This window comes from Mesorhizobium sp. M1423 (assembly GCF_040317575.1).
In the GTDB taxonomy this organism is placed as follows: Bacteria; Pseudomonadota; Alphaproteobacteria; order Rhizobiales; family Rhizobiaceae; genus Mesorhizobium.
Window position 1 is genome coordinate 16,211 of record NZ_JAMYKU010000004.1, and the last position, 20,985, is coordinate 37,195.

General features: G+C 59.5%; 21 protein-coding genes, 1 tRNA gene and 1 pseudogene. 8 read left to right on the top strand and 15 right to left on the bottom strand.

The features are described 5' to 3' along the window. Nucleotides 1–17: 17 nt before the first annotated feature. The 6 genes from NKG95_RS06615 to NKG95_RS06640 all read right to left on the bottom strand — a co-directional run bounded on the left by NKG95_RS06615 (nt 18) and on the right by NKG95_RS06640 (nt 6,373). Entirely contained in the window at nt 18–773 is a 756-nt protein-coding gene (locus NKG95_RS06615) for a glycosyltransferase family 2 protein (RefSeq protein WP_352812727.1), read from the bottom strand. 20 nt (nt 774–793) lie between these two features. Continuing rightward, complete coding sequence (gene gmd / locus NKG95_RS06620; RefSeq protein ID WP_353040248.1) at nt 794–1,888, bottom strand: GDP-mannose 4,6-dehydratase; 1,095 nt, start codon at nt 1,886–1,888, stop codon at nt 794–796. Nucleotides 1,889–2,051: 163 nt separating this feature from the next. Next, on the bottom strand, nt 2,052–3,329 hold the full coding sequence (locus tag NKG95_RS06625) for a sugar transferase (protein WP_353040249.1): 1,278 nt from the start codon (nt 3,327–3,329) through the stop codon (nt 2,052–2,054). Between the two features lie 40 nt (nt 3,330–3,369). Beyond that, the gene (locus NKG95_RS06630) at nt 3,370–4,689 is read right to left on the bottom strand and encodes a UDP-glucose dehydrogenase family protein (RefSeq protein ID WP_352812732.1); all 1,320 of its coding nucleotides are present in this window, start codon (nt 4,687–4,689) and stop codon (nt 3,370–3,372) included. A gap of 147 nt (nt 4,690–4,836) precedes the next feature. Continuing rightward, nucleotides 4,837–5,400 (bottom strand): transcription termination/antitermination protein NusG, encoded by a 564-nt coding sequence (gene nusG, locus NKG95_RS06635; protein ID WP_353000895.1) that lies wholly within the window; start codon nt 5,398–5,400, stop codon nt 4,837–4,839. A 382-nt stretch (nt 5,401–5,782) separates the two neighbouring features. After that, nucleotides 5,783–6,373: a biotin transporter BioY gene (locus NKG95_RS06640; RefSeq protein WP_352812735.1), complete on the bottom strand. Its 591-nt coding sequence runs from the start codon at nt 6,371–6,373 to the stop codon at nt 5,783–5,785. 115 nt (nt 6,374–6,488) lie between these two features. On the opposite strand from NKG95_RS06640, the gene NKG95_RS06645 reads away from it, so the two are divergent. Beyond that, entirely contained in the window at nt 6,489–7,397 is a 909-nt protein-coding gene (locus NKG95_RS06645) for an MBL fold metallo-hydrolase (RefSeq protein WP_352812736.1), read from the top strand. A gap of 12 nt (nt 7,398–7,409) precedes the next feature. Here the strand turns inward: NKG95_RS06645 and NKG95_RS06650 are convergent, their stop codons facing one another. Further along, nucleotides 7,410–8,195 carry a DUF1499 domain-containing protein gene (locus tag NKG95_RS06650; protein ID WP_353040250.1) on the bottom strand — a complete coding sequence of 262 codons (786 nt, stop codon included), beginning with the start codon at nt 8,193–8,195 and terminating at the stop codon, nt 7,410–7,412. Between the two features lie 83 nt (nt 8,196–8,278). After that, a complete protein-coding gene (locus NKG95_RS06655) occupies nt 8,279–9,907 on the bottom strand; it encodes a fatty-acid--CoA ligase (protein ID WP_352812739.1) in 1,629 nt (542 codons plus the stop codon). Between the two features lie 178 nt (nt 9,908–10,085). On the opposite strand from NKG95_RS06655, the gene NKG95_RS06660 reads away from it, so the two are divergent. After that, a complete protein-coding gene (locus NKG95_RS06660) occupies nt 10,086–10,472 on the top strand; it encodes a hypothetical protein (RefSeq protein WP_352812757.1) in 387 nt (128 codons plus the stop codon). A 126-nt stretch (nt 10,473–10,598) separates the two neighbouring features. Beyond that, nucleotides 10,599–10,988 (top strand): DUF427 domain-containing protein, encoded by a 390-nt coding sequence (locus NKG95_RS06665; RefSeq protein WP_352812741.1) that lies wholly within the window; start codon nt 10,599–10,601, stop codon nt 10,986–10,988. Here NKG95_RS06665 and NKG95_RS06670 read toward each other — a convergent pair whose 3' ends face one another. Continuing rightward, nucleotides 10,989–11,726: a polysaccharide deacetylase family protein gene (locus tag NKG95_RS06670; RefSeq protein ID WP_352812743.1), complete on the bottom strand. Its 738-nt coding sequence runs from the start codon at nt 11,724–11,726 to the stop codon at nt 10,989–10,991. A gap of 140 nt (nt 11,727–11,866) precedes the next feature. Beyond that, nucleotides 11,867–12,370, bottom strand: a complete 504-nt coding sequence (locus NKG95_RS06675) for a glycosyltransferase family 9 protein (protein ID WP_353040251.1) — start codon at nt 12,368–12,370, stop codon at nt 11,867–11,869. On the opposite strand from NKG95_RS06675, the gene NKG95_RS06680 reads away from it, so the two are divergent. Then, nucleotides 12,369–12,659: a hypothetical protein gene (locus NKG95_RS06680; RefSeq protein WP_352812746.1), complete on the top strand. Its 291-nt coding sequence runs from the start codon at nt 12,369–12,371 to the stop codon at nt 12,657–12,659. The two genes, NKG95_RS06675 and NKG95_RS06680, sit on opposite strands and share 2 nt — an antisense overlap. Beyond that, nucleotides 12,649–13,056, top strand: a complete 408-nt coding sequence (locus NKG95_RS06685; protein ID WP_352812747.1) for a hypothetical protein — start codon at nt 12,649–12,651, stop codon at nt 13,054–13,056. The genes NKG95_RS06680 and NKG95_RS06685 overlap by 11 nt, the downstream gene beginning before the upstream one ends. A 385-nt stretch (nt 13,057–13,441) precedes the next feature. Here NKG95_RS06685 and NKG95_RS06690 read toward each other — a convergent pair whose 3' ends face one another. The 4 genes from NKG95_RS06690 to ppdK all read right to left on the bottom strand — a co-directional run bounded on the left by NKG95_RS06690 (nt 13,442) and on the right by ppdK (nt 17,395). Continuing rightward, nucleotides 13,442–13,612, bottom strand: a complete 171-nt coding sequence (locus NKG95_RS06690; RefSeq protein ID WP_352484421.1) for a hypothetical protein — start codon at nt 13,610–13,612, stop codon at nt 13,442–13,444. Nucleotides 13,613–13,780: 168 nt separating this feature from the next. Further along, nucleotides 13,781–13,948: a hypothetical protein gene (locus tag NKG95_RS06695; RefSeq protein ID WP_352484420.1), complete on the bottom strand. Its 168-nt coding sequence runs from the start codon at nt 13,946–13,948 to the stop codon at nt 13,781–13,783. Between the two features lie 499 nt (nt 13,949–14,447). Then, complete coding sequence (locus tag NKG95_RS06700) at nt 14,448–14,633, bottom strand: hypothetical protein (protein ID WP_352813348.1); 186 nt, start codon at nt 14,631–14,633, stop codon at nt 14,448–14,450. Between the two features lie 86 nt (nt 14,634–14,719). Then, nucleotides 14,720–17,395 (bottom strand): pyruvate, phosphate dikinase, encoded by a 2,676-nt coding sequence (ppdK, locus tag NKG95_RS06705; RefSeq protein ID WP_353000887.1) that lies wholly within the window; start codon nt 17,393–17,395, stop codon nt 14,720–14,722. 175 nt (nt 17,396–17,570) lie between these two features. On the opposite strand from ppdK, the pseudogene NKG95_RS06710 reads away from it, so the two are divergent. The 3 genes and pseudogenes from NKG95_RS06710 (at nt 17,571) to NKG95_RS06720 (ending at nt 19,304) form a co-directional block, all read left to right on the top strand. Continuing rightward, a pseudogene (locus NKG95_RS06710) lies at nt 17,571–17,908 on the top strand (VOC family protein). A gap of 122 nt (nt 17,909–18,030) precedes the next feature. Then, nucleotides 18,031–18,105 (top strand) — tRNA-Gln (locus NKG95_RS06715). Between the two features lie 740 nt (nt 18,106–18,845). Further along, nucleotides 18,846–19,304 carry a hypothetical protein gene (locus NKG95_RS06720; protein WP_353040252.1) on the top strand — a complete coding sequence of 153 codons (459 nt, stop codon included), beginning with the start codon at nt 18,846–18,848 and terminating at the stop codon, nt 19,302–19,304. 74 nt (nt 19,305–19,378) lie between these two features. Here the strand turns inward: NKG95_RS06720 and NKG95_RS06725 are convergent, their stop codons facing one another. Continuing rightward, nucleotides 19,379–20,365 (bottom strand): NAD-dependent epimerase/dehydratase family protein, encoded by a 987-nt coding sequence (locus NKG95_RS06725; protein ID WP_352813354.1) that lies wholly within the window; start codon nt 20,363–20,365, stop codon nt 19,379–19,381. Between the last annotated feature and the right edge of the window lie 620 nt (nt 20,366–20,985).

Genomic DNA, 20,985 nt, shown 5'->3' on the forward strand with positions numbered 1-20,985 from the left:
CTCCTACTAGGCTGCATTTAAGTGAACCGCCTCGACAAAAATTGCCCCAGCTTGCGCGCAGGCTTCGCAAGGAGCGCGTAGTCAATTGGACCGGAGCGAAGCCATTGGCGTCGAGACCGCAGGGCCTCAAAATTATGTCCGATGTAGGAAGCCAAGCTGCGCGTGCTAACGCCGCCGACCATCATATCCACCAAAACGTTGTTGGTGGTAACGGATTTGAACCCATGGAGTTCAACTGCCCTTAGCATCCAATCATAGTCCGATGCCACTTTGAGGCCAAGGTCGAACATACCAACCGTTTCCGCCACGTTCCGCCTGACGTAAAACGTTGGATGGGCCGGCATCCAGCCAGTCTGAAAACCCTTGGCCGGCCTCGGGACGGCACGCCAGCGCCGCAGGACCCGCTTGTTGACATGATTTTCAACAAAATCCAGATCGCCATGCACGATGTCGGCCTGTTCGAGCGCCGCGGAGATCCGTCCCAGCGCCGTACGATCGTGAAAGCAATCGTCTGAATTCAGTACGCCTACCGCGTCTCCGGTGTAGAGGCGCAGCCCTTTGTTAAGCGCATCATACATTCCCTTGTCGGGTTCGCTGACCAGCCGGATCTGCTCCTGTGGGTAAGACCGAACTATTGCCAGCGTCTTGTCCGACGAATTGCCGTCGATGACCACCAGTTCCTTGTCGCCATGATCCTGAGCCAGGAAGCTGTCGATCGTATGCCTGATCGTCGCCGCAGAGTTCCAACAGACGGTCAAAACCGAGATTTTCATGTCGATGCGGCCAACGTCGCTTACTGTGCCGAAACGCGAATTCGGTCCTCGTCTAGGCACCGATGTTCGGACTCCCGCCTTACCGCTTCGAGATCGGACCGAACCATTTCCTGGACCATTGTCGCCAGCGAGGTCGTCGCCTTCCACCCGAGAACACGCTCCGCTTTCGCGGGGTCGCCGATCAGAAGCTCAACTTCGGTCGGTCTGAAATAGCGCGGGTCCACCTCGACCAGGACAGCGCCTGATTTTGAGTCGATGCCTTTTTCTTCGATGCCGGAACCAATCCATCGGATTTTGATCCCAACCTCATTGAATGCAAGCTCGACAAAACGGCGGACCGAGTTCTTGACGCCAGTTGCAAGAACGTAGTCGTCCGGCACTACATGCTGGAGAATTCTCCACATGCCTTCGACATAGTCGCGGGCATGGCCCCAATCCCGTTCAGCCGACAGATTGCCCAGATAGAGCTTGTCCTGAAGGCCGAGGCTGATTGCGGCAGCCGCGCGCGTGATCTTGCGGGTGACGAACGTCTCGCCGCGCATCGGGCTCTCGTGGTTGAACAGTATCCCGTTCGAAGCATGGATATCGTAGGCTTCGCGGTAGTTCACCGTGATCCAGTAGGCATAGATTTTTGCGGCCGCATAAGGCGACCGGGGATAGAAAGGCGTCGTCTCGCGTTGCGGGATCTCCTGCACCTTGCCGTAAAGCTCGGAAGTCGATGCCTGATAAAAACGCGTCTTTTTTGTCAGGCCAAGCAGCCGGATGGCTTCGAGGAGACGCAATGTGCCGATCGCGTCGGCATTCGCCGTATATTCTGCGGTCTCGAAGCTCACCTGGACATGCGATTGCGCCGCGAGATTGTAAATCTCGTCGGGCTGCACTTCCTGCACGATGCGGATGAGGTTGGTGGCATCGGTCATGTCACCATAGTGCAGCGAGAGCCTTACGTCCTTTTCATGCGGGTCCTGGTAGAGGCTGTCGATGCGACCGGTGTTAAATGACGAGGAACGCCGCTTGATGCCATGAACATCATAGCCTTTTGCCAAAAGAAGTTCCGCCAGATAGGCGCCGTCCTGGCCGGTGATGCCGGTGATGAGCGCAGTCTTCCTATTCATTGTGCTTCTCCGGGATCGACTCGACGATATTCCCAACGCCGGTCAGGGAAACGTTAAGCATTACAACATCCATTTCAAACAAGCTGGAACATTTCAAAATCTCGTGCCTACCTCGTACTGTGAGGCTCACGACGGCAGCTTCGTGTCCGATTTCTTCGCTCGCTCAACGCGCGCCGAATCCTGTCAGCATGGTTCGGATGGTACGAAACACAATCAGTACATCGAGCCAAGGGGAGAAATTCTTGATGTAGTAGAAGTCATAGTGAAGTTTTTCCAGGACGTCGTCCACGGCCGCAACATGGCCCTGGTTGACTTGCGCCCAGCCGGTGATCCCAGGCCGCACGATGTGACGGTACCGATAGAATGGCAGCTCCGCTTCGTACCATTTTGACAGCACGAGTGCTTCCGGCCGCGGACCGATCCAGCTCATCTCGCCGCGCAGGATGTTGAAGGCCTGCGGCAACTCGTCGATCCTGGATTTTCTTAAGAACTGCCCCAATCGGGTGATACGTGTGTCGCCGGCCTTTGTGATAGCCGCTTCCTTCTCATCGCCAGTGGTGGCGCTAAGCTTCATCGTTCGAAACTTGTAGACCTCGTAAGGTTGTCCTCTGTAGCCCATTCGTTTCTGTTTAAACAACGCAGGTCCAGTTGAATCGACCTTTACAGCAATGGCGACGAACAACAAAAGGGGGGAGAAAACAATGAGGACAAACAATGCAGAAGCCCAGTCTACTGATTGTTTTATTTTGAGGTACGCCTGGTTTGGATTCAGAGAGCCCAGGGTATTTTCAGAAAGATGCTCGATCTCTACCCGGCCTGTGAGCGATTCGCTGATTTGTTTGACGTGATATACTGGTGTTCCCGAGAGCGCGCGGTCGGCGATATACCGCTCCCACTCATCCGAGAGGTCGGCTCGGAGATCGGCTACCACGCCGCTCGCGTACTCGACAACCGTGTCGGGCGAGTGGATCCTGTGCCAGCTCACACCCGGTATGCTCTCCAGCCTATTGACGTCTCCGCCAGGAATTATTGCCAGCCGGTATGCATCGAGCCGTCGCGTGGCCAGGCTCAGGCCAAAATACCACAATGTCGATTGTATGAAACTTGCGGCGGCCTGGAATCGGCTATAGTCAAATCTGAAGAAGAAGATAGTGATGAACACGAGGCCATAGGTCAGCGCGAAGGTCGGCAAGATGTAACCAGCCGCCGCAACGCCCGGGAAATTGCCGATGCGCTTGTAAAGGAAAAAGCCTGTCGTATGGGCGATGAATCCCGCAATAATCGTAACTTGCAAGTTTGAGTACAGGATAACCTGCTCATCAAACGACATGCGGATCAGCGCCGGTAACAAGATCGCGAATGTCAATCCGCCAAGCAGCTGAAAGCGCATCCGGAGCAGCAAATGCCTTCGATTGGGCAATTGGACAGTGGTGGTGCTCAAATTGAATCCCGCAACCCGGGTCCCATGGAAACCCGGACGTTCACCTGACAAGGTGCCGCTCTCGGCCAACGCTGGAATAGGCTATGCCTTCCCTCAAGACGTCCTCGCCGCGATAGACGTTCCGCAGGTCAACCATCACCGGCGTCGCCATAAGTGCGCGGAGCCGCTTCAGATCGAGCGACCGAAACGCATTCCACTCGGTGACGATGACGATCGCATGCGCGCCTTCGGCCACCGCATAGGCGCTTTCCCCGAATTCAATGCCCTCTATCATCTTGCGCGCCTGCTCCATGCCGACCGGATCATAGGCCTTGATCGAAGCGCCTGCATCCTGGAGTGCCTGAATAATGGCCAATGAGGGGGCATCGCGCATGTCGTCGGTGTTCGGCTTGAATGTAAGGCCAAGGATACCGACAGTCTTGCCGCGCACAGTGCCGCCGCAGGCCTCAACCACCTTGCGCGCCATCGCCCGCTTGCGCTGATCGTTTATCGAGACCGTCGTTTCTATAAGCCGCACGGGGCTTGCCGCGTCCTGCGCGGTCTTGACCAGCGCAAGCGTATCTTTGGGGAAACAGGAGCCGCCATAACCTGGCCCCGCGTGAAGAAATTTGGCGCCGATGCGGTTGTCCATGCCGATGCCGCGCGCGACGTCCTGAACATCGGCTCCCAGCCGCTCGCAGAGATCGGCAATCTCGTTGATGAAGGTGATCTTCATGGCCAGAAACGCGTTGCCGGCATATTTGGTGAGCTCAGCGGTACGCCGGCTCGTATAGAATATCGGCGCGACATTCAACGAGAGTGGGCGGTAGATCTCGCCCATGACGGCTTTGGCCCGTTCTGCATCGGTCCCCACAATGATGCGGTCGGGCCGCTTAAAATCCTCGATGGCCGATCCTTCGCGAAGAAATTCGGGATTGGAGACCACCGCAAAATCGGCGGCGGAATTTTGCTCGCGGATGATCCGTTCCACCTCATCACCGGTACCGACAGGGACGGTCGATTTCGTCACCACGACCGTAAATCCTTTGAGCGCGCGGCCGACTTCGGCGGCCGCATCGTAGACGAAGGACAGATCGGCGTGCCCATCGCCACGCCGTGACGGCGTGCCCACGGCGATGAAGACGACATCCGATTGCGAAACCGCATCGGCCAGATTGTCGTCGAAACGCAAGCGACCTTGCGCTGTGTTCGTGGTGACGAGGTCGTCGAGCCCTGGCTCGTAGATCGGTATCTTGCCGAGTTTGAGCATAGCAAGCTTTTCCGCATCCCGGTCGACGCAGCAGACCTGATGGCCAAAGTCGGCGAAGCAGGCGCCCGAGACGAGCCCTACATAGCCGGCACCAATCATTGTTATTCGCATATCGCGTACTCTCATCAGCGCCGACGAGACGATCTCGTCAGACAGCGCCTAGTCCCACCGAAGAACGGCTACCGCACTCCCGGGTGAAAACCCGAGAGCCGATCCTACAACAATTTGCATCGCCTCGCCGCATCTCGATGCTTACGACTATGCGATGGCGACGAGATCCCTGGCATCAAGGTCGACAGGTATCTCGCCATTCATGATGGCAACCAGAACCCGAGCCCTTCCGGCTGGATCGAGCCGGTCAAGGCGACCGATCATTTCCGCGAACGGGCCGGAAAGGATCCGAACCGAAGCACCGGCTGCGAGGCCGCCGCTGAAATCGAGCAAGCCATGCTTGCCGGTCAATGCAATGAAGCGCTCTACCAGACCGGAGGGGACAGGCAAAGGCCGGTCCCCTTGCATGACGAGGGAGCGCACACCGAACGTTCCGTTGATCGAGCGCCAACGTTGCAGCGCGACGTCAAGGGCGATGAACATATAACCCGGGAAATAAGCTGCGGACCGTGTTTCGAGCCGCCGGGCATGACGCACGGTTTTCTCGCAGCGAGGCACAAAGGGCTCGAATCCCTGGATCCGGAGATGCCGCTCGGCGACATGCTCCTTCCCGGGAAAGACGCTGGCCGCATACCAGCGCGTTGCCGGCGCGGCGGTCGGCTCCGGCGACAGGGCTGTTGCCTTGCTCGTTGTTTTTTCCGCGCTACTCACGTGTCTTCCTTCGGCGGTCGGCGCATGATCTCAGGTCAACGGTTACGACAGTGTGTGGATACCAGCAAGCAACCAAGCCACTAGAGTCAAGGCGGTTGGGCTAAGAATTTCCTACACATCGTCCAGAAATTTAGCTGTGCCTAAATAATCACCGAGCCGCTTTCTTTTTCAGCTAGCTGAGATGCTATGTCGAGCAATTTATTTCCATACGTAGGTGCTTGGTTACGCTGGTCGTGACGAATCGCCCGTTGGTTCTGGTGCTTAGTCCGTCGACTTGAAGCTAATGTGACGGGCTCGCCGAGTCATGGGGGTCAGGCAACAACATGGCGACAGCGATGCAACGTGCAGTTCCGTTTCTGACCTCAGTTCCGCTCGACCGGCTTCAGGAACGCTTCAACAGCGACCAAACAGCCGGCACCAGGCTCGCGGCCAGCGCAACCTTGATCAGATCACCGACGATAAAGGGCACCACCCCGAACTGCCAGGACTTTTCCGGGCCGATCAACAGCGCCAGCCAGGCAAAGCCCATTGCCATCATGACGATCTCGGCCACCAGCATGGCATTGAAGAGCTTGATAGGATGGCGATCCCAGCCACGATCGGCAGCCCAGCCGACGATCGCCGCCATGACGACGAAGCCGGCTAGATAACCGCCGGTCGAACCGAGCATGTAAGCGATGCCGATGCCCTTTTCGGGTGTGCTCTGGAAGACCGGAAGGCCCAACGCGCCCTCAGCCATGTAGAGAAGCAGCGTGGCGACCCCGAGGCGCATGCCGAAGGCGGCGGCAATCAGCAAGACGGCGAGCGTCTGCATCGAGATATCGACTGGTCCGAGGATGACCTTCGTCTTGGCAGACAAGATCAGCAGCAGCGTTCCAGCGATCGCCAGCAAAAGCTGTCCCGCCAGCCGGGCCGCGCCCTTTTCAGGCAAAGCGAGAGAAATAAGCGGACGCATCGTCGTTGCAATTGCCATGGTCTTCCCCGTTCCGGATTGCCGCCGAACGCGGCCTTGCGTTTTCCTATATTGGCTTCCGTGCTATGCGGCAATCGGTTTTGCCCTCGCCCCAAAAAAGGTCGCGACGTTCGCCATGGCGCTGAGATTCGATACCAGCTTCGACCCATCCTATGGCAAGGGCGTGACCGTTGCGCCAGACGTGCTTCGGATCACGGCCCCGAATCCAAGCCCGTTCACCTTTCACGGAACCAACAGTTATATCGTCGGGCGCCAGACGCTGGCGGTGATCGATCCGGGTCCGGATGACGAGGCGCACCTTCGAACGCTGCTCGAAACGATCGGGACCAGGCCGGTCAGCCACATCTTCGTCAGCCACACGCATCGCGACCATTCGCCGCTGGCGGCACGACTGAAGCAGCACACAGGTGCCGTGACGTTGGCGGAAGGCCGGCATCACCCGGCGCGGCCGTTGCACACCGGCGAGGTCAATCCGCTCGATGCCAGCGCCGACACCGACTTTGTTCCTGATTTCGCGCTGCCGGACGATATGGTGATCGACGGTGACGGCTGGGCGATCCGGACGGTGCTGACGCCCGGCCATACGGCCAATCACGCGGCCTTCGCGCTGGAGGGGACCGGCATTCTTTTCTCGGCCGATCACGTCATGGCGTGGTCAACCACGATCGTCGCGCCGCCGGACGGCGCCATGGCCGACTACATGACATCGCTCGATCGGCTGATCGGGCGCGACGACCGGCTGCTGCTGCCCGGTCATGGCGGGCCGGTGACCGAGCCGCGCAACTTCATGCGCGGATTGAAAGCCCATCGCAAAATGCGCGAAAGGGCGATTCTGGAGCGGATCAACAGCGGCGACCGTACGATCAGGACTATGGTGGAGGCGATCTATCGCGATACCGACCCGCGCCTGCATGGCGCGGCCGGCCTGTCGGTGCTCGCCCACCTGGAAGATCTGGTGACGCGTGGCCTGGTCCGCACCAATGGCGCGCCGGCCATAGACGGCATGTTTGCGCCGGCAAAGTAATAGGATCAAATATCATTCCGCCGGCGCCACGCCAACCTGGCCCGCGACTTCCTGGTCGAGCTCGGCAAGGAAATCGGTGATACGCGCTGCATTGTCGCCAAGGTCACAGCGGCCGAAACGCGAGGCCGAGCGCATATCGACGATGATCGCATCGCCATCATCGCTCACACGGATGGCGACATCGGCGGGAAGGCCAAGCAGGAAGCTCTTGGCCACAGCATCGACCGTCACGTCGCTTTGCCCTACGGCGTCGGGAAATGGCGCCGCGAGCTGCCAGCCCCGCCGATCGAGCACGGTTTTGACCGCCTCCAGAACGCGATCGAAAGGCAAGGTGTAGCTGCGTCCAGTAACAAGCGGATAAGCTTCGGTTTGCAGGCGCTGCTCGCCGGGCGTCGGAGGCAAAAGCTCGTTCATATCCTTTGTCCGGATAGAAATATCGAGCGCTGGCGGATCGTCGAAATCCGTCGAGATGTCGCGCAGCGGCGGATAGGTCGCCGCCCAATAGGCCGCGACAGCGTAAGGGATGAGCACCAGAAGTGCGAACAAAGCGCCGGCGGTCAGATCGTGGCCGCCGCGATCACCGAAATTCCACAATCGCGCAAAGGCAAACCCGGCAAACAAAAGCGCAAACGCGGCCAGCAAGGCGACAACGCCGAGCACCCACAGGAAAGCCGGCGTCTCGACGAAATCATATCGGTGGCCGATGAGAACCGTCAGCAGCAGGACCGCCGAAAAAGCGCCGGTGCGCCGCGACCAACCGGCAGCCCTCGACGTCTGTCGCTCTGGAATTGCCGTCATTGTTTTCCGCGCTGCCCCCAACCCGAACAAGGCATAGTGCCTTTCAGCGGCGGCTTGAAGGCGCAAAGACGCCGCATCTCCGGTCAATCCGTCGGCAGGTGATAATGCCGGAACTGCTGGCGCAAGGTAATCTTCTGGATCTTGCCGGCAGCGGTGTGTGGGATTTCGCCGACAAAAGCGACGTCGTCCGGCATCCACCACTTCGCCACCTTGCCGTCCATGAAGGCGAGGATGTCCGTCTTGGTCGGCTCCCTGCCCGGCTTGCGGACGACCACAAGCAAAGGCCGCTCGCCCCATTTGGAATGCGGAATGCCTATGGCGGCGGCCTCCGCCACGTCCGGATGGCCAACAGCGAGGTTCTCGAGCTCGATGGTCGAGATCCATTCGCCGCCCGACTTGATCACGTCCTTGGCGCGATCGGTGATCTGCATGTAGCCGCCGGGGTCGATATGCGCGATATCGCCGGTATCAAACCAGCCGTCCTCATCGAACTGTTCGGATCCGATGCCGCGATAATAGCCGCGCGCGACGGCCGGCCCGCGGACCTTGAGCCGGCCGAAGGTCTTGCCGTCCCATGGCAGTTCGTTATCGTCGTCGTCCGTTACCTTCATTTCGATGCCGAACGGCGTAAAGCCCTGCTTCTGCTGGACGGCGAGGCGGGCGTCACCCTTCAGCCCGGCATAGTCCGGCTTCAGGGTGCACAGCGTGCCGACCGGCGACATCTCGGTCATGCCCCAGGCGTGGATGACCTGGACATCGTAATTGTCCTGGAACTTCGTCGTGATCGCGCGTGGACAGGACGCGCCACCGATGACGACTTTCTGCAGATAGGGCAGTTTCTTGCCGGTCTCTTCCAGATGCTGAAGGAGCATCATCCACACCGTCGGCACGGCGGCGCTGAAGGTCACCTTCTCGGTGTCGAGCAGCTCGTAGATCGAAGCGCCATCCATCTTGCAGCCGGGCATGACCAGCTTGGCGCCAACCATCGGCGCGCTCTGGGCAAGGCCCCAGGCATTGGCGTGAAACATCGGCACGACCGGCAATATGGTATCGCGCGACGACAGGCCCATGGCATCGGGCATCGCTTCGATCATGGCGTGCAGCACGTTCGAACGATGGCTGTAGAGGACGCCCTTCGGGTCGCCCGTCGTGCCCGAGGTGTAGCACATGCCGGCGGCGGTGTTTTCATCGACTGTCTTCCAGGCGAAGTTGCCGTCGGCTTGAGCAAGCCATTCTTCATAGGCAACGACATTGGGCAGCGCAGCCTCGGGCAAATGCACCTTGTCGGTCAGCACGATAACCTGCTTCAGCGACTTGACCGCGCCGGCGACCTTTTCAAGCAGCGGCAGGAAGGTCAGGTCGACGAAGATCGCCTTATCCTCGGCATTGTTCATGATCCAGGTGATCTGCTCGGGAAAGAGCCGCGGGTTGAGCGTGTGATAGATCGCACCGACACCCATGATGCCGTACCAGGCCTCGATGTGGCGCGCGGTGTTCCAGGCCAGGGTCGCGATCCGGTCGCCAAGCCCGAAACCGTCACGCTCTAGCCGCTCGGCGACCTTCAGGGCACGAGCATGGATTTCGGCATATGTGCTGCGCACGATCGGCCCCTCGATCGAGCGCGACACGATCTCGCGGCTGCCGTGCTGCCGCTCGGCGTTGTCGATCAGCTTGTGGCAAAGCAGCGGCCATTCCTGCATCAGCCCGAGCATCTTGTTCCTCCCGTTATTTTTTTGCGCCATTGTGGGACGAACCGGCGGATTGTCCAGCCAGAACCGGGCTGGAGCGGTGCATAGAGCCAAAGGAGGCGAAATTCGCCACAATCCGGCCATGCTCGGCGTTAACGTTGATTAACAGGCGGGGCGCGATTGGCGAATGAAAGAGGTTCGCATGGATGCGCAGCTCGACGACAAAGCCCTCGAAAATACGCTTGTCGAAAGTCTGGCCGACCTGGTGGCGGCCGATGTCGCGCAGGCCGATCTGGTGCCCGACGCCAAAACCGTTTCCGAAGATGAATTCGTCGAGGTCGTTGGTGGCGCCCTCGAAGCGGTCGGCGGCAAGCTCTTGTTCAAGATGTGCGTCGAGAACGAGGGCGAAAGCCAGCACGTCGCTGCCGCCTGCGTCGGCGATGGCGGCAATCGCCAGTTCCTGCTGCTCACCTTGCCTGCCAGCGGTGGTGCGCTGAAGGTCGAGACCACCTCGAAAAGCTCCAATCCGGTGGCCGGCATTGCCGCCGCCTATGCTGGGCTGATGGACGCATTCCAGGCCGCCGCCTGAGTTTTCGGCGAAGCGGAAGAAAGAGGTGAGACTTGCCCCCGCGGGCGACGCTTTGGCGGCGCGGCAGGCAGGTCTTGCACAACGCGCTTGCCAGACACATTTGGGGTCGAGGCAAGGAGATTCGACATGGACCAGATCGCAAACCCGTCACCCGGCTTTCAGCGCAATCCGGGCAAGATCATCACCGTCGAGCCTTACAAGGGCACAGTGACGGTGCGCGCCGGCGATGTCGTCATCGCCTCGTCCAGCAGGGTCAAGGTGCTGACCGAATCGCCCTATCCCCCCGTTTTCTACCTTCCGTTCGACGACATCGACTTCAACCAGCTTGGCAAGACCGAGCACTCGACCCATTGCCCCTACAAGGGCGATGCCACCTATTGGAGCGTGCTGCCCGCCGGCGATGCAGGCAAGGATGCGATGTGGGCCTATGAGCGGCCTTTCGACGAGATGGCGGATATCCGCGATCACGGCGCGTTCTATCCAAGCAAGGTGACCATCGAGGCTACGCCCGACTGATCAGTCGGTGGTGCCTTCATTGCCGACACCGTCGGCATCGTCGAGCCGGACGAAGGTGAGGCCCTTGGCCTTCAGCGCCAGAAGCCCCTGCACTACGCCGTCGCCGGCCGCATGGGTTGGCTGGTTGATATGAGCGATGATGACGTCGCCGTCGTTTGCTGCCGCGATGCGCCGGGCGGTCTCTTTTGCACCGAGCAATGAGCCGCCGTCGCCGTTGATCGAGAATCCGGCGATCTTGAAACCAAGCTTGCGTATCATCGCGATTGCCGACGGGCTGTATTCGGCGGTTGCGCCGCGAAACCATTTCGGCGCCGGTTCGCCGATCACGGCAAGAGCGGCAGCACCCGATTCGACCTCGGCCAGCACGGCCGCCGGGCTGCCGGCACTGCGAATGCCGTAGATCTTTTGCGGCGTGTCGACGGCCGGGACGTGGCGGCCGCCATGGTTTTCCAATTCAAACAGTTCGGGATGCGCCCGCATGATCTCGACGGCGGCGGCGTTGTGCTTCAGCCAGATGCCGGTGACGAAAATGGTGGCGGGAATCTTGTTTTCCACCAGGGCCGAGAGAATCCGTGTGTCGGTCCTTCCGCCGCACGCATCGAACGTCAGCGCGACGCGGCCGCCCCCCGCCTCGGCCTTGATGTGCAGCGTCGGTGCGACGAGCAACTGGGCGTTGCCAGGAGAAACAGCCCATAGCGATATCGCAACGGCGCAAAAATACTTTTGGAACAGGCGCATCGATTATTTCCAGGTCGGCCGGATCAAAGTTGAAGCGGCGACCCCGAGACCGGCATCAAGGCGGAAATCGGGACGATGCCCCTGCAAAAGCGTCAGCAGCGGCAATTTGACCGCCGGCCTGACCTTTGGCAAGCGCGAGGTCACAATGCGTGCTCCACGTCCTTAACCGTACGTGAAAGGATCGCGCGCACCGCGTCGACCATCGCTTTGACCTCAAGTCGCCAGAAGCAGCAAGCCTTGCTCGGATCGGGACGGCGGCAGAGGTCCCTGGCTATGCACTCGCAAGGCATGGAGGGCCGCGGCGTAACACTGGCCACGCCGACAGGACCCCAGACGACGGGGTCGGTCAGGCCGAAGAGGCCGACAACCGGCGTTCCCGCGGCGGCGGCCATGTGCATCGGGCCACTCTCGTTCCCCAGAAACAGGCGTGCCTCGCCGAGGACCGCCAGCAGCGTTGCCAGCGACAGCGCCCGACCACGTTGACGACCGGCGAAGCGGCCTTGGCGATGATGCGCTCGGCAGATGCCCGTTCGTCGGGACCGCCGACAAGCAGGAAGTCCAAACCGGTCTGCCGCGAAATCTCGTCGATCGCCAGCGCAAAACGTTCCGGCTGCCATCGCTGCCCCGGAAGCTCGCTCCCGCATGAACGGCTATGAAGGCGTTACGCCGAAGATGATGCCGGTCGAGAAGCGCCAATACCCTGGCCGTCTCCAAAGGCAGCGGCTCAATCGTTGGGACCTCTGCACGCAACTCCACGCCGAGCGCCTCAAGCGGCGAAAGATAGCGGTAGAGATAATTCTGGCCACCAAAGCCAAAGCCAAATGGCTTGGCCAGGACATTGGCGGGCTGGCGTTCCAGCCAGCGCAACGGTTTTTCGGGAGGATCATATCCGACGCGGGTCTTGGCGTTGACGAGCCTGACGATGATGCGTGAGGTTTTGGAACAGGTCGATGGTCAGGTCAAGCCGGAAGCGGCGCAGCGCGAGCACCATCGCGTAAAGCTCGCGGCCTCGCTCCAGAGGGGTACCACGCATCCGTACGCGCCGGAAAGCCACCACGTCCGAGGCGAGGCCATGAGCCACCAGGAAACTGGCAAAGCTCGCCTCGCAAAGGAACACTGTCCTGGCCCTTGGATATTGGAGGCGCAGGTTACTGGCGAGCGCGGAGGCGAGGACAAGATCGCCGATGAATTTCGTCTGGAGGATGAGAATCGAGCGGACGTTTGTGCGCGGGTTCTGCAACATCTGTTTTCTGGCACCGGGGGTTCGGGAGCCGGAAACTGGGCAGAAACGATGTCGGGATTTGGAGCCGTCACGCGCACGTTCGCGTGAATTTGGTTACAAATCGGTAAGGTCAGATACTGGGTGGATTCCAACGCATACCGCGGCCGTTCTTTGCAGCCTGCGCAGCCGATTGCGCGGCACATCTGTTCCGGATCGAGCAGATCAAAGTCGACGCGGCGATCCCAAAAGCGCCATCAAAGCGCGAGGTAACAGTGCCTGCTTCGCGTCTTTACCGGCACGTGAAGGATCACGTCCACCGTGCCAGCAACCGATTAATCTCAAGCAGTCAGATGCAAGCTTTGTTCGCACCCGCCCGCGGCACACTTCGTGGAACACACATACAAAAGATTGGTCAAAGCGGTCTCACGAAGACTATTGCCACCCGATGCTTCCGCCGTTGTGTGCGCCCCCAGGGATCAAGCTACATGACCCACTAGTGAGAGTTGCCCTGTGGCTTTTCCTGGCCTTGAGACTTCGACCACCAGACAAAATACAGCGAGCCCATCTTCATCACAGGCACGCGGCGGTCGCGTTCCCTGGCTCGCAACTCACGATAGGTCTTCATCTTCAGAGTGCCGCCAGGCAACCTGATACGCACTGCCATCGGTCCAACTCCCGTTGTGCAACGCAGCAATTTTCGTGCAATGCGGTAAGTAGAGACCTTCCGTCACGGAAGAGTCAACGGCAGCGTCATCAACTTATTTTGCGAGCTCGCCTGCAGAGGCTCCGCGCGGCCTTCCCAGGCGCATGCCAGGCCGGAAGAATTGCTGCGTCACCCGGGCGACTGATCGTCAATCAGGCGCTGGCGGTTCGACCACCAGGTGAAATAAACCCGGCCGATCTTGACGACGGGTATGCGGCGGGCGCGCTCGCGGTCGCGCAATTCGCGGTACACTTTCACCTTCAGCGTGCCGCCCGGCATTCTGATACGCACTGCCATCGCTTCCGCCGCCCCAAATTGTGCAATGCAGCATCGCCTTTCGTGACGGAAGTGTCAACGCCTGACCGCTGACTTTTTCTGGGATTTATCGAGCGGTCTCGGAAGTTTTGGCGCGCACGGTGGTTGCTGATCCAGCACCGAGGCATCAGTGCCCAGTCGGGATAGTCGGGTGCGGGGGCTTTTTCCTGGGCGAGGACTTGTTGGGCGAGGATGGACAATCGGGCATGCCGCTCGGCCACCAGATGACGAAGTAATTGCCGACCTGCCAAACCGGCACCTCGCGCTTCTGCTCGCGCCGCCGCAGCTCGTCCCTTTTCTTGATCTTCAAAGTCCCGCCAGGAAGCCTGATTCTTATCGTCACGTGTCCTCCCGCACCCCTCCAGGTACGAACGATAGTCGTAACAGTTTCATCCCGGCTAAGCAATTTCATCCAGGCCGAGCAATTTCGGGGTCGGTAGACGCAGCGCGCCGGACCGGCGCGAGATCGCCGGAACCGGCTCTATTTGAAGAAATCCGCAATGCCGTTGATGGCCAGCACCGCATAGACGATCGGTCCGGCGATAAACGCACAATAAAGGCAGAGGATCGCCGCCAGCACCAGCAGCAGCGGCTTGTCGCGACCGACGGCGCGGAGCTCGGACTTCACCGACCAGCGCGCCGCAGCGGTTTGTTCATCATCAGGCATATGCACCATCCCGCGGCCATTTCACACGGCGGGTCGAAAACATCAACCTTCCTTGCTGCGCGGAGGAATCTTCGGTCGGGATCTATTCACGCTCCGGCTTTCGCAGCTTGCACCGCCGCTTGCGCGGCGGCCAGCCTGGCGATCGGCACGCGGTAGGGCGAGCACGAGACGTAGTCGAGGCCGACCTTCTCGCAGAAATGGATCGAGGCCGGGTCGCCGCCATGTTCGCCGCAAATGCCGAGCTTGATGTCGGGCCGCGTCGCCCTGCCCTTCTCGGCCGCCATCCGCACCAGTTCGCCGACGCCCTCTATGTCGAGCGATACGAATGGATCCTGCTCGATGATGCCTTTTTGCCGGTAGGTCTCGAGGAACGAAGCCGCATCGTCGCGCGAGATACCGAAGGTGGTCTGAGTCAAATCGTTGGTGCCGAAGGAGAAGAATTCGGCCGCCTCGGCGATGACGTGAGCGCGGATCGCGGCGCGCGGCAGCTCGATCATCGTGCCGGTGAGGTAATCGATCTTGACGCCGGTCTCCTGCATGACGCTTTTGGCGACGGCATCGATGCGCGCCTTGACGAAGTCGAGCTCCTTCACCAGCCCGACCAACGGTACCATGATCTCCGGCACCACCAGCGCGCCGGCCTTCCTGCCGGCCTCGACGGCCGCCTCGAAAATGGCGCGCGCCTGCATCTCGGCGATTTCGGGATAGGAGACGGCAAGCCGGCAGCCGCGATGGCCGAGCATCGGATTGAACTCGTGCAGCGCTTCGGTGCGCCGCCGGAGCTTGTCCGGCGATACGTTCATGGCGGCGGCGACCTCGGCCACCTCCTCCTCCGTTTTGGGCAGGAATTCGTGCAGCGGCGGATCGAGCAGGCGGATCGTTACCGGCAGGCCAGCCATGATCTCGAACAGTTCGAGGAAATCCGAGCGCTGCATCGGCAACAGCTTGGCCAGCGCCGTTCGCCGGTCCTTTTCCGTATCGGCCAGGATCATCTCGCGCATGGCAATGATGCGGTCGCCGTCGAAGAACATGTGCTCGGTGCGGCAAAGCCCGATGCCTTCGGCGCCGAAGGACCGCGCCATGCGGGCATCGAGCGGCGTCTCGGCGTTGGTGCGCACCTTCATGCGGCGCGCGCCGTCGGCCCATTCCATGATGGCGGCGAAATCGCCCGAGAGTTCAGGCTGCAGCATCGGTACGACGCCCTTCAGTACCTGGCCGTTGCCGCCGTCGATGGTGATGATATCGCCCTTGCGGAAGGTTGCGCCCATCGCCATCAGCGTGCCGGCCTTGTAGTCGACGCGCAGCGAGCCGGCGCCCGAAACGCAAGGCTTGCCCATGCCCCGCGCCACCACGGCGGCGTGGCTGGTCATGCCGCCGCGCGTCGTCAGGATGCCTTCGGCCGCGTGCATGCCATGGATGTCTTCGGGGCTGGTCTCGATGCGCACCAGGATCGCCTTGCGACCTTGCGTCTTGGCCTCCTCCGCGTCGTTCGATGAAAACACGATCTCGCCAGTCGCAGCGCCCGGCGAGGCCGGCAGGCCGACGCCGATAATGTCGCGCGCCGCTTTTGGATCGATTGTCGGATGCAGCAACTGGTCGAGCGAGGCCGGATCGATGCGGGCGACGGCCTCTTCCTTCGAAATCAGTCCATCCCTGGCCATGTCGACGGCAATCTTCAGCGCCGCCTTGGCGGTGCGCTTGCCGGACCTGGTCTGCAGCATCCACAATTTGCCGCGCTCGATGGTGAATTCGAGATCCTGCATGTCGCGGTAATGTTTTTCCAGGCGGTCGGAGATACTGACGAAAGCCTGGAAGGCATCCGGCATCAGTTTCTGCAGCGACGGCTTGTCGGAGCCGGCGGCAATGCGCGCCGCCTCGGTGATGTTCTGCGGCGTGCGGATGCCGGCAACGACATCCTCGCCCTGCGCATTGACCAGGAACTCGCCATAGAGCTGCTTTTCACCGGTCGACGGATTGCGGGTGAAGGCAACGCCGGTGGCCGAGGTGTTGCCCATATTGCCGAAGACCATGGCCTGTACGTTGACCGCCGTGCCCCAGCTTTCGGGAATGTCGTGCAGGCGCCGGTAGGTGATCGCGCGGTTGTTCATCCAGCTGGAAAACACCGCGCCGATGGCGCCCCAGAGCTGCTCGTTCGGATTCTGTGGAAAGGGCTTGCCGAGTTCCTCCTCGACCTTGGCCTTGTAGAGCGCGATTACGCCTTGCCATTCGATGGCTGTCAGCTCGGTGTCGAGATCGCGGCCGAGGCCGCCCTTCTGGTCCTCGAGGATTTCCTCGAACACCTCATGGTCGAGACCCATGACGACATCGGAATACATCTGGATGAAACGGCGGTAGCTGTCATAGGCGAAGCGCGGATCGCCTGAATCGGCGGCCAGGGCTTCGACCGTTTCGTCGTTGAGGCCGAGATTGAGCACGGTGTCCATCATGCCGGGCATGGAAGCGCGGGCACCGGAGCGCACCGAAACCAAAAGCAGTTTCGACGGATCGCCGAAACGGCGCCCGGTCAGTCGGCCGATGTGATCGAGGGCGACCGCAACATCCGCCTCCAGCGAGGCCGGATAGGTGTGGTCGTTGGCGTAATAGGCGTTGCAGACTTCGGTGGTGATGGTGAAGCCCGGCGGCACCGGCAGGCCCAGGCTGCACATTTCGGCAAGGTTGGCGCCCTTGCCGCCGAGCAGATTGCGGTCGCCGGCACGGCCTTCCGCGGCGCCGTCGCCAAAGGTGTAGACCCATTTGGTCATGCTTGTTCTCCGGTGCAGGAGATTGGAAATATTGGCAAATCGAGCGATATGATGCTGCAGTGCGAAAGGCAAGGCATCGACCGAGCCAGCCGGCCTCTACAATCGATTAAGGAGAAGCGGCGGCGGAAAGACTTGCTTTTTGGAACGCTTTGCCGCGCGGAACATAATGAGAACGATGAGAACGACCGGAGAGCTCGACTATCTGGAAATGCCGATGACGGGCGGAACATTAGACGGTGTGGAGGCCTTCTGCAGCGCGGCCTTCTCGTCGCTGCTCACCAATTCCGGTTATTCAGCCTATACCGAAGGGCTGGACGGCGGTCTTCAGGCGGACGGCCAGTATCTGCCGGCGAAGCCGCTCACGTGTGCTATTCCGAAAGGCTGAGGAAACATTGAGCGCCGTTGAGAATGCCGGCGGCACCATTCGTCAGGCCGATCTTTTCACTTGCCGGCGCCAGGCCGTTCCATTTCCTCGACTCAGCGGGCAATGAAGTGGCCGTGTGGGGTGAATAGGCCCGTTCAAGCTGACGATTGCAAAGCCGGTGAATCGGTCGCACATAGTCGATGTGTCGGCATTGAGCTTTCCCTCGGGTCGTCCTATAAGGCCGCGCGCACAGCGGGCACGCTCCGGCTGTTGGGGCGTCGCCAAGTGGTAAGGCATCGGTTTTTGGTACCGACATTCCCAGGTTCGAATCCTGGCGCCCCAGCCAAACGCAAACGGGGTCCATTCTGTGTCAGACCCGAAGACATGGGTAGCAGAGCGTGGTCCTTGTCGAGGAAGGGATATCTGGGATGAACTGTCACATCTCTGAAGAAGGGCAATGGTGTTAATTCTGGAGAGACGCGCTCACAGGAGTGTGCGATTGAGAGATGGTGAAGTAAGGGCGCGTAGGAGACCGTTCTCTGCCCAATCGCGGTTCTGAGGTCCTTGACTGGTCGTGGTTGCGGTGCCGAATGTGGCCTTCACGAGCGGTAGTGGCTCGCCCCGACATCGTGGTGGACGCGGCGCGACACCTCCGAGCTGGGTTTATCTACAGGTTCGGCCCGCGCCGTTCTGACATTCGTTGGCAGTCTCGGCCCGAACGCAAACCGAACTTGATACTTTTCCTCGCCTTGGTTGGCGCTGCGATAGAGCTCGTTCAAGGATCGGCCTTCATAAGGCGCGATTTGGACGGACTTGACTTGGCCGCCGATTGCGTTGGCATTGGATGCGGTCTGGTGGCGGTCAGCTGTGCCAGTTCGTTCGTTGGGCGGGCCACTTGACATCTGTGTGTGGCTCAGTCCCCTGGGAGTAGGCAATCCCAAGCTTGTTGGGGATGGCGCGCTGACAACCGAGTATTCACGCGAATTTCCGGGCAGCTCAGGGAGACTTGCCGAGGATCCTTGTTACTTCTGCTTGGCGCGATAGGTAATTAAATCCTCTTAAGTTATCAACGGGATCAGAACGGGTATGTCTTGGCGCTTGTTTGCTACTTTAGCTATGTTTTTGGCGCTGTTTATGTGCGGCATCCTCACCCTGCTGCAAGTGAACGATCAAAAGCGTTCTCCGCCGGTCATGGCCGACGGGCCTAAAGCTTTTAGCGGCACGCTGGTGATAAAAGACATTAGAGATATTACTGTCGCGGCAAACCACGTGATCTTGTGCGGAGCAACTTTCACGAAACCTGCCCAAATGACTGCCCTTGTATCCGAAGCGGCAAGCGATCGGTTCCCGCCTCAGATGGTCACATGCAAACCAGTAGGGCTTGGCACGCCCTGTGACGGTCTTGTCGCGTCAAGGCTGAACAACTTTATCGTGGCCCAATGTTTCACCAAAGACGGAGCCGATCTCGCCGAACAACTCATAAGCCAAGGAATTTTGTGCGGCCAGCCAGACCAATCCGGTGGACATTATAAGCCGTGTCCGTAGCCTCGTGGTATGGGAGCGCTGGCCCTAATCTGGCGCGTCGCGTCCTATCCGCTTAAACGTTTTCGACCTCATCGTCACGTTGCGCGTGTATTGGCTATCCATTCCGATTTATACCAGTCTACAAACCTGCCCAAGCCGACTTCCAGTGACGTTCGCGGTTTGAAACCGAAGTCGTGTTCCATCAATGTCATGTCGGCGAAGGTCTGCACCACATCGCCGGGCTGCATCGCCACGGATTGGCGGTTTGCCTTTACGCCTAACAGCTTCTCCAAAACATCAACGAAGTCGTCCAGTCGAGCTGGTTGGTTGTTCCCCACATTGTAGAGCTTGCTGGGCGGAACGTACGTTACCGGCGGCTTATCGAGCACCGCAACAACGGCTTCCACTACATCGTCTATGTATGTAAAATCGCGCCACATCTCGCCGTTGTTGAACACGCGGATCGCCTTGCCTTCAAGCATGGCCTTGGTGAACATCCAATAGGCCATATCCGGCCGGCCGAAGGGACCATAGACCGTGAAGAATCGCAGACCGGTCTGAGGCAGGCCAAACAAATGGGCATACGTGTAGCTCATCAATTCATCCGACTTTTTCGTGGCCGCGTACAGTGACACCGGATGGTCCACCCGGTCGTTCTCGCTGAAAGGCACTTTTTGGTTGCCTCCATAAACGGAGCTCGATGAGGCATAGACCAAATGCTCAAAGCCGGGGCAGCCACGACAAAATTCTAGGACCTCAAGATGACCGGCGATGTTGGACCGGATGTAGGCTCGTGGGTTTTCTAACGAATAACGCACCCCAGCCTGTGCCGCGAGATGAACGACTTTATTTATGTTCTGCCCGTTTAGGGCTCTCGCGAGCCCCATCGGATCAGCTATATCAATCTCTAGAAAGGAAAAACCTCGCCGTCCGAGCAGGCGCGCCAGCCGAGCTCTCTTCAATCTCGGATCATAGTAGTCATTCAAATTGTCGACACCCACTACGCTGTCACCACGTTCCAGAAGGTTGAGACAAACATAGCTTCCAATAAAACCAGCTGCACCTGTGACCAAGATTGGCAAGCGAAATCCTCTCAACGGCGTGGTAGATGAAGTCAGGATATTTTTAGTCTGCCCATGCGGAGCGAGCTGAGTACCATTGCTCGTCGGGGGGTTCAATCGGTACCCCAATCACTCTTTGAAAATTCTGAATCGCACTTAAGTTCACTCAGCCAATGTTGCCCGGCGTCGAATCGGAATTGCCGCACGATGGAAAATTGGTCACCGGGTTAGGGCACGCCCTCACGCACTAACAGCAACTTGACCATCCCGCTTCGCAATCTCAGTTGCGGCTGATCTCTTCGCGGGCTAGCACCGGCCCAGTATTTTTCCACAATAAATTAGTGTCACCGACGGAGAACATGATCCGGCTTGCATCTTAGCTTAACATCGGCTGTACCGGCCGCAGTCAAATGCCCGTTGTGGAAGAAAGCCGTTTTCTGACTATGATTTGGCGTCCTGCCTGTTGTATATTGAGACTTTCACAAGCCAAGATATTATATTTGTATGGGAGATCCTGCCGTAGCACAGTACAGCTACCTTATGTTCCTTTATCATAGTCGCCAGCCATCAATAAGGGTTGCTAAAAAATTCAAAACTTTTCTACAAATTATTTCATAAATAACCCATCTCAAATTAATCAT

What these genes read in the sequence shown, in the direction of transcription:
- NKG95_RS06615 (WP_352812727.1), bottom strand. Translation starts at nt 773, where the DNA reads ATGAAAATCTCGGTTTTGACCGTCTGTTGGAACTCTGCGGCGACGATC.
- gmd (WP_353040248.1), bottom strand. Translation starts at nt 1,888, where the DNA reads ATGAATAGGAAGACTGCGCTCATCACCGGCATCACCGGCCAGGACGGC.
- NKG95_RS06630 (WP_352812732.1), bottom strand. Translation starts at nt 4,689, where the DNA reads ATGCGAATAACAATGATTGGTGCCGGCTATGTAGGGCTCGTCTCGGGC.
- NKG95_RS06640 (WP_352812735.1), bottom strand. Translation starts at nt 6,373, where the DNA reads ATGGCAATTGCAACGACGATGCGTCCGCTTATTTCTCTCGCTTTGCCT.
- NKG95_RS06645 (WP_352812736.1), top strand. Translation starts at nt 6,489, where the DNA reads ATGGCGCTGAGATTCGATACCAGCTTCGACCCATCCTATGGCAAGGGC.
- NKG95_RS06650 (WP_353040250.1), bottom strand. Translation starts at nt 8,195, where the DNA reads ATGACGGCAATTCCAGAGCGACAGACGTCGAGGGCTGCCGGTTGGTCG.
- NKG95_RS06655 (WP_352812739.1), bottom strand. Translation starts at nt 9,907, where the DNA reads ATGCTCGGGCTGATGCAGGAATGGCCGCTGCTTTGCCACAAGCTGATC.
- NKG95_RS06660 (WP_352812757.1), top strand. Translation starts at nt 10,086, where the DNA reads ATGGATGCGCAGCTCGACGACAAAGCCCTCGAAAATACGCTTGTCGAA.
- NKG95_RS06665 (WP_352812741.1), top strand. Translation starts at nt 10,599, where the DNA reads ATGGACCAGATCGCAAACCCGTCACCCGGCTTTCAGCGCAATCCGGGC.
- NKG95_RS06670 (WP_352812743.1), bottom strand. Translation starts at nt 11,726, where the DNA reads ATGCGCCTGTTCCAAAAGTATTTTTGCGCCGTTGCGATATCGCTATGG.
- NKG95_RS06680 (WP_352812746.1), top strand. Translation starts at nt 12,369, where the DNA reads ATGAACGGCTATGAAGGCGTTACGCCGAAGATGATGCCGGTCGAGAAG.
- NKG95_RS06675 (WP_353040251.1), bottom strand. Translation starts at nt 12,370, where the DNA reads ATGCGGGAGCGAGCTTCCGGGGCAGCGATGGCAGCCGGAACGTTTTGC.
- NKG95_RS06685 (WP_352812747.1), top strand. Translation starts at nt 12,649, where the DNA reads ATGATGCGTGAGGTTTTGGAACAGGTCGATGGTCAGGTCAAGCCGGAA.
- NKG95_RS06690 (WP_352484421.1), bottom strand. Translation starts at nt 13,612, where the DNA reads ATGGCAGTGCGTATCAGGTTGCCTGGCGGCACTCTGAAGATGAAGACC.
- NKG95_RS06695 (WP_352484420.1), bottom strand. Translation starts at nt 13,948, where the DNA reads ATGGCAGTGCGTATCAGAATGCCGGGCGGCACGCTGAAGGTGAAAGTG.
- NKG95_RS06700 (WP_352813348.1), bottom strand. Translation starts at nt 14,633, where the DNA reads ATGCCTGATGATGAACAAACCGCTGCGGCGCGCTGGTCGGTGAAGTCC.
- ppdK (WP_353000887.1), bottom strand. Translation starts at nt 17,395, where the DNA reads ATGACCAAATGGGTCTACACCTTTGGCGACGGCGCCGCGGAAGGCCGT.
- NKG95_RS06720 (WP_353040252.1), top strand. Translation starts at nt 18,846, where the DNA reads ATGTCTTGGCGCTTGTTTGCTACTTTAGCTATGTTTTTGGCGCTGTTT.